The organism is Thiolapillus sp. (assembly GCF_048562965.1).
GTDB lineage: Bacteria > Pseudomonadota > Gammaproteobacteria > Chromatiales > Chromatiaceae > Thiolapillus > Thiolapillus brandeum_A.
Window position 1 is genome coordinate 1 of sequence record NZ_JBHNMF010000131.1, and the last position, 7,750, is coordinate 7,750.

At 47.3% G+C, this 7,750-nt stretch carries 5 protein-coding genes; all 5 read right to left on the reverse strand.

The window, feature by feature from the left end; genetic code table 11:
• A partial coding sequence (locus ACOCD2_RS08780; protein WP_293648428.1) for a glycosyltransferase family 2 protein occupies positions 1-278 on the reverse strand: 278 nt, incomplete at its 3' end.
• A gap of 106 nt (positions 279-384) precedes the next feature.
• Entirely contained in the window at positions 385-1,251 is an 867-nt protein-coding gene (locus tag ACOCD2_RS08785) for a sulfotransferase domain-containing protein (RefSeq protein ID WP_293648431.1), read from the reverse strand.
• A gap of 3 nt (positions 1,252-1,254) precedes the next feature.
• The gene (locus ACOCD2_RS08790) at positions 1,255-4,287 is read right to left on the reverse strand and encodes an FG-GAP-like repeat-containing protein (protein ID WP_293652442.1); all 3,033 of its coding nucleotides are present in this window, start codon (positions 4,285-4,287) and stop codon (positions 1,255-1,257) included.
• A gap of 57 nt (positions 4,288-4,344) precedes the next feature.
• On the reverse strand, positions 4,345-6,714 hold the full coding sequence (locus tag ACOCD2_RS08795; RefSeq protein WP_293649005.1) for an alpha-L-rhamnosidase N-terminal domain-containing protein: 2,370 nt from the start codon (positions 6,712-6,714) through the stop codon (positions 4,345-4,347).
• A 47-nt stretch (positions 6,715-6,761) separates the two neighbouring features.
• Complete coding sequence (locus ACOCD2_RS08800) at positions 6,762-7,430, reverse strand: hypothetical protein (RefSeq protein ID WP_293649008.1); 669 nt, start codon at positions 7,428-7,430, stop codon at positions 6,762-6,764.
• Positions 7,431-7,750 lie beyond the last annotated feature (320 nt).

The following is a 7,750-nucleotide window of genomic DNA, read 5'->3' on the forward strand; positions in this document are numbered from 1 at the left end:
GCTGTTGGCAGGGTGTCATTGTTCAGGATCCAGACGAAGTCAGGTGACAGGTGCTCCAGTGCGTAGCGGATGGCCAGGTTGTTTCCCGCCGCGTAGCCGCTGTTGGTTGTGTTCCGAAGGAAATGAATCTTTTCGTAAGAAGCATTCTCAATGAATTTGTGAATGCTGTAGTCGGAACCATCCTGGGAATTGTTGTCTACTACGATGATGCTGATGTTGTCAGCATGCCCCTCTATTTCTTTCAGTTGCAGCAACTGTTTCAGGCAGCAAACCGTCAATGATTCTGCTTCCCAATTTAATATGCATATAGAGACATTCACGGTGAGTAGGGGGTGTTGACGTTGTGGCGCATGGAAACCACAGCGATGTGCATTTATGGCTTATCTAGGCAAGAGGCCATTCGTTATCTTGATAGTAGTGACTGCTAATGGGTTCCACCAAAGCGCGGATCTCACTTATTTGATCTCTAGAGAAATAATTGTGCCAGGCATCGATATTACTTCTGCTGTTTCTTCTTATATCCCAGTGATTGGCAGGTTGCACCGGGTTACTTGAACTGGAGTAATCCATGATGTCCTGCCCAATCTGCTCCGTGAAATCCAACCCAATGTTAGAAAAGATTGTACTAAACTTTTCAACAGGGTCGCCGCAGAGGTCTTCATGCCTCATAAAAATCCAGTTGGGGTTTCTCTCCTGGAAAATATGAGCGACATGATAGATCATTTTCCACATCAGAGCGGCTTGGGCCAGTTTGTTGTCTAGGTTCTGGTATTCCCTCAATTCTGCTTCATATTCAGACAGGTAGGCATCCATCAATGGGCGTTGTCTGAAGAATATCTTTGGTTTGGTATTCCATTCAAGCGTCAAAATGCTCTTGATGACCGCACCCGGATGGCGTACCAGGAAAACCACGTCCAGATCATATGTATTGGCCAGCCATTCTGAGGAAAAAACCGCTATTGGATCTTTAATAACCGGTATTTGTTTTCCTTTTTTGCTGATGCGGGGCCCAGGTTGCAGGCCAATCATGCGGCTTATTTTTTTGAGATAGGCGTCCTGATTGTCTTTGCTCAAGTACATGAACCAGTAAGGGAACGGCTCCTCATGGAAAGTTTTGACTGCAAACTGATTGTTCAGAGGTTCATGCAGATAGTTGGTATCTGATGCAAGTGACAGCATGCGCCCAACCCAGGAGGTACCACTTCGCGGAGCGCCTGTTACCAGAATGCCTTTTGGTGATTTTGAGTCCATGATTTATTGTTGGTTTTCAGCTGAAGATTCGACTATATGTAAGGTTTGGTCAGCTTTGATATCTTGCAGATTCTGGGTTGTCCCGCTGGGCCAATGTATGCTGATTTTGTCTACCATCGTACTGCCCAGTAATCCAAAATGCATTGTGATATCGTCCTGAGCACCGTAGTGGCTTTTCCCGTTCTGCTCACGTAACTGGGTTTTGCCGCCAGCCTGAATAACAACTTGTGCTCCAATACCATCTTTATTGGATAGCGTGCCTTCCAGTCTGAGTTTCAACCAATGATTGTCATTACCTTTGTTATGAAACAATTGGTACGGTCCTCTGGTAAGCGGCGATGCTGGACCCAATCCATTGATAACAAACAGGTCCTGGAAGCCATCATTGTCGATGTCGGCTATGGCGGCTTTTTGTCCGATTCCCTTGTTTGTGCCTTCGGCACCGTGCCTATGCACCAATGAAAAAACGCCCTTTCCTTTATTTTCTAACAGCAAATCTGGAGTATTGACAACACTCTGGGTGCAGACGAGAAAAAGATCAACGTCAGTGTCATTATCGAAATCAGCTGCGGCAGCGGAGGTGCAGCCAGGCAGGACTGGCAACGCAGCCTGCTGGTAACCCTGGTCTGTGCTCAGCAATAGCTGAGGTTGCGGCGGAGGCTGTTTGTTAAAGCCGATGGGATCAACGCCTGACAAACCTGTACCCGCGGTTATTTCCAGTTGGAGGAAAGCCCATGTTTGGCTGGTAAAACGCAGTCGCCATAAGTTTGCTTCAGGATCAAACCAGACGTATATCGCCCGTTTTCTTGTCCCGGCTATCTGGGGTTTTCCTTGGAGTTTGCGATCCTTGCTGTCCAATGTGTAGTAGAGAGAGATAATTTCCTTTTTGACGGGTTTTACGCGAGAAGAATCCTTACCAAAAAAGATCATGGATGAATCCCACTTGACGGTAGGCAGATGGATAGCCAGACGTAAATTGCCAGTGGTGTGAATATCCAGGCCCCGTACCTGGGCACCGTTGTTAAATATGGAAGCCCTGGCGTTTTTTCCTGTTAATACGGCGATATCGGAGGCATAGTGATATCGGGAAATATAGAGATCAGGCTTGAGATCACCGTTGAAGTCTGCAGTTACTGCATCAAATACATCACTGATCGGAGCTTTGATGATTTCTGAAGTTATTTCCTTGAAACTGCTTTTCTGAATTGCATATATTCTTGGAGAAAAAGGTGGAGGAAACGTACCAAAGACTGCCAGTTCCATGGGTAGTGTGCCGGAAAGGTTGGACAGCAGGGCGAAAGTATCATTCGCTGTTCTTTTCAGCGCAGAGAGACCGGGATCGTCAAGTCGCTGGAATGTTTCCCCTCTGTTGCGAAAGAGTGCAGAAGGTGCTTTACCATCTGCCCGGGATTGGTTCATGATGAGAAGGTCGAGGAGACCATCGTTGTTGTAGTCGAGCCAAAGCGGAACCCGCCCGCGCCCCAGCGCATAGTCAACGCCTGATTCTGTTGCGATATTGTTAAGGTGTTTCCCCGTATTCTGGAACAGTTGGTTGGCCCCCTCTCCCGAGCCGAGCACTGCACCTGTAACCTCCATGAGGTCTGCATCACCGTCATTGTCCACGTCTGCCCAGGTAGCAGCGTGTCCATCTCTTGGTGTGTCGTTTTGAAGAACGCCGGTTGTTTTCTCGAATCTGCCATTTCCTTTGTTTATATAGAGAGAGGGGCGGCCACCGTGATTGCTCGCCCAAAGATCAGGAAGTCCGTCATTGTTGAAGTCCCGCCAGGCAGCAGACCAGGCTGTACCAACATAACTGATACCTGATCTCTCGGTTATATTCTCGAATTGAATGGCGCTGGCGCTTGAAGCCAGCACGAATAGCGCTGCGATGAAAAACAGGTTTTTCATCTTTATTTTTTCTTCATTATTACAAAATCTTGATGAATGCCCCCGGCACTGACAATGTCCAGGATGTCGAAATATTGCCCCCCATTTCTCCTGAATGTATTTCCGGGACTGGAGGCAGTTTACATAGTAGGACTGGTCTTCCAGCTGTTCATTTATTCGCGAATCGACACCCACATTCAGATAGCCGTCCCTCTCCCGCAAATAGACCCATTCATTCAATTTACGGTTGAAACCAAAGCCCAGAGAGGTGTCTCCTCTTACAGACATGACCAATCCTCCGCCAGGTGCAGTAATACGATGGAGTTCTTCAAGCCATTGCATCTGGGCTTTTTCCCGTAAGTGTGTAAATACAGAGATACCAAAAACAAAATTGAAATGATTTGCAGGCAGCTTTGATGGCGGGTCCAGTGGGAGCGCTATAAAACGGGCCTGTGGAAAAGCATGTTCACACCATGCCAGGTTGTCTTTGTCAACATCTCCCCCCCATATTTCCCATATTTCTCTTGTCTTGTCGTGGACAAAATAGCGGGTAACCCGACCGGAACCGCAACCCCAGTCAAATACCGGGCCTTCGGCAAACAAGGTAGGATCGAAATAACGTGAAACCATATACTCCAGGCGTTTGTAAATTGTGGCCCCGCCAAGCAGGTAGTTTTCCACGCTTTCATCGCCGACGACCCGATACGCCCGCTCTCCCTCAGGCATTGGCTGTTCACGGCGGGGATCGAAAACCCACCATCTGTTGATTTCAGAGCGTTCATCAGGCGTGCCGTTGCGCTGGTATTCCAGTTCCGCAAATCCTGAGTTGGAAAAGATCTCGTCCTGAGGCGCATGAATTGCCACACTGTAACCGGCGCTGCCTGCAAATTCGTTTTGGCCGAATTTTTCTTCCAGACCCTTTGAGGGCAGAGGATAGGAAATATCGTCGGGAGGCGAAGAGTTTATATAAAACCTGGCTGCTGATGGTCCTTTGTGTCCAGGCAATGCCCAACCCCTGAACTGCAGCTCATCGTTTCCAACGATATGTTTATCTACAAAGCAGGGAACGTTGTCGATTACTGATTGTCGTAACGAGGAGACTACATCAGGGTATTTGTTTTTTCCGAACGAAAACAGTTTAGAAAGCATATCTATTGTCACAAATAATAGTTGGATAACAAAACTAGAAAGATTCTAGGCGGGTGATTATGCACGCCACAGTTGCTTTTTCTTTGGGCTGATGAACATTTTCAAGTCTGCTGATGGCGTTGACAGTTCCCCTCTTAAAAAATCAATGTTACAGCATTGAGGCTGGAACTGGTACTCAAGATACCCGGGGCGTAATGGTTTCAATCCAAGCAGTTCTGTTATAAAAAACAATATGGGTGTTGAGCCCCAGCCATGGCAAGCGCTGTCTGTGTGCAGGTTGTTTTTTTCGTCAAACCGGTATAACGACCATTTTTCCCAGGTAGTAGTAGAGCCTGCCTCAAGGAAGATTTTGTACCTTGCTTTCAATAGCTGCAGTGCCAATTGGTGCTGATTGTGCCGGGATAAGGCCTGTAGCAGACGAATCATGTAAAAGGGAGAACAGGGTACAGGGGAGCCAATCTTGCGTGATCGGTGGGGCTGCCATGAACGCTGAAACACATTTTCCATGATCAGAGGGATGCGCTCAGGGTACTCCGAGTTTTCTCCATTCCTGTTGATCGTGGCGAGTGGGCCATTTCCATGGAGATAGAGAAGGGCCAGGGAATTGGTTTGTTCGCTCACAACCTGGCTTTGGACCGCTTCCACCACACAATCTGTGTAAGCGCCCAAATCCATGTTCCAAAAAATCTTGCGGCAGCGATCCTGTAACAAAGAGGCTTTTTTTCTCAGTGCCTGAGCACGATCTGGCTTGTCCAAAGCGCTACTCAGTTCGGCGGCATACAATAGTGCTTCGATATACTGCAAATTCAAGGCGGCGATCAATCCTCCCCGTTTGATATCCATCATTTCCGGCGGTTTCCCCCAGTCGATGAAAAACCAGCCGGGTACATCTGACAACAAACCGTCGCTGTTCTCATGCTTTGCAAACCAGGAAAGACAATGCTCTATGTTGGACCACCATTCTCCTGGTGTTTGTAAATCTCCCGTGTGCAGGTAGTATTCATAAAAAGCAGCTATCCAGCTCAATGCAAATGCCGGAATGGGGGGGATATTGTTATGATCATCGGGATGCCGGGGTTTGATCATTCCCGTGTAATCCTGGCTTTGCCCGATTTGGACAAGCATTCTTCGGTACAGCCGTGAGTCGCCAGTGAGATGAAAATAAACAAGGGCGGTCCACCGGCCATCCCCAATCCATTGTTGCTGCTCACGACTGGGGGAGTCTACAAAAGCATCTTGTGCGCAAATTCGCGCTGTGTGTTTGCAGATCTCAAAAATGGCATTCAACTCGGGATCAGAAGATGAAAAATTGCCCGTCTGTTTGAAGGGGTATTCACGGGTAAGTATGGAAACTTCGTGGATAACAGCTTTTCCGGGTGATGGATGAACGATGAGCAGTACGTAGCGGAACGCTTTCCAGCCAAACGCCACTTCCAGTCTGTTGCGGCCTTCGCGAAGGATGAACCGATCCATTGGCCGGTTTTCTGATGTGATCAGACCGTCCAACACAAGCTTTCCATCCCTCGAGGGAGGGAGCGTTTCCATGTATATGCAGTCAACGATTTGACCGGAATGTCCGGTTATATCCAAATGCAAATATCCGGCATACAATTTGGAACATTCATAAAGTTTCAGTATGGCACTGTGTTCTGGTATTTCAGTTTTAGCATCTTCAGGAGCGATACAGTGTTGAATGCATAGCGAAGCTTGATTGAGAAATCTTTTGATATCTGTCCAAAGCTGATGGGGTTTGTCCGCGGGAGGCAACAATGCTGCTTTCCCCCAGCCATTTGCGACTACCTGTAGGGCTGGTGTTTTTGCTTCATGAAGCAGCGGTATATCGCGGGGGGAAAGGTTCCAAAAGTGGGAGACTCGTAATTCATGCTTCAATATCTTTACCGGAAGCCAGTCCCGGTCATCATGTTCTGGGGACATCCAGCGTGATTCGTCTTTTCGCGCGTCGAAAATTTCTATATTGCCCTGGCGTCCATTTATTCTGGGGGCATCGTCATTGAATGCCAGTGCCTGACTGCTTTTCCACGTTTCGTCACTGCAGATTACCTGTTGATGTGGATTCCCGCCGTCAGACCGCATGAGTTCAAATGCCAGACCGGGAGGAGACACCATACTTTGACCGGTGCCGTATCCCTGATAGAGGCAAAGGATCGCAACTGTATTCAGGCCGCTATTTACATAGGTGGAAACATCAATCGTGTCATAGCTGGGCCATCGGCGATCATAACGCCCTGGCCCCCTGCCTATGTATATGTCGTTTATGTAGAGCAGGTATTGCCCCGAACAGATGATTTTTGCCTTGTGGTTGGCCTGATCGACGTCTGCAAGAACAAAGCTTTTTCTGAATTGGCGGTAAATATTGATGCCTGCATCGAAATATTCACCGTCTGTTTCATGCCATATGATTTTCATAGACTGTTCCCGTAAATCTTCTAGAACAGAATGCTGGGGATTGTTTTTCAGTCATTTCTCTGGACCAGGTCAGGTATCTGATTGGGGGGGCTGATCATGCTGATCCATGTATCTATGATATGTGGAGGTGCATCGACATACTTGGCAAGCAGGGTGAGTTCTGATTGCCTTGAGTCTGAATCGATCAGCCGATGATAATCCAGTATCAATAGCTGATGACCACTCGAGATCAGGGTGTTGATCTGTTTGTACAGATTCCTATAGCCCAAGATTATTCGGGAAAGAGCGTCATCCATGTTTTTTTCAAAGTCTCGGCGTAAGATGGAGTTCACATTGTCGAAAAAATGGCGACGAATCAGAATAATTTTTGTTTGCCTTCCCATCTTTTGAGTGTCTGCAAGGTCGGGAATAAGGTTCGAACCGGAAAACGGATATGAACGCTTGTAGACAACTGAATTGACAGGATCTTCCACGCAAACCGCGTTTATGTCAGAAATAATGTCGGATTGTTCTTGTGTGGATGGTTGGGGAGACGCCCATAGAGCTGTTGTCAGTCTGTTTAGCTCTTCTCCAGCTTTGAGGTGATTGTTTGAAATGAAATTTCCACCAAGGCATGCAAAATCTTCTATTTCGTCCAGTAGTTTCAATAATAATGTGGTACCGGAGCCTTCTACTCCTGCTATGAAAAATAGGCTGCATTCTTTAATGGGTCGCATGTAAGCTATTGTTTTTCCGGCAGTTTAAAATTCTTACTTCGGACATACTGAAAAATATGTTCTAAGAGAGCTTGTCTCGAAAGCTTTCCGGGAGGGATATTGTGCTTTCTTTGGTATGACTCAATAGCAGCGAGTGTTTTCCTGCCATACCCTCAATATCGTAGCCTAGAAGCCGACGTTTGTCAAGATACCTGTACATCCCCAATCCCCGGATAGAAAGCGCTAAGACGGAAAAAGCCTTGGCTGTATAATGGTTAGTGACAAAACAGACCATCACCCAATGGGTGCAACAGCTCAAGGCTTATGACTATTCTAACCTA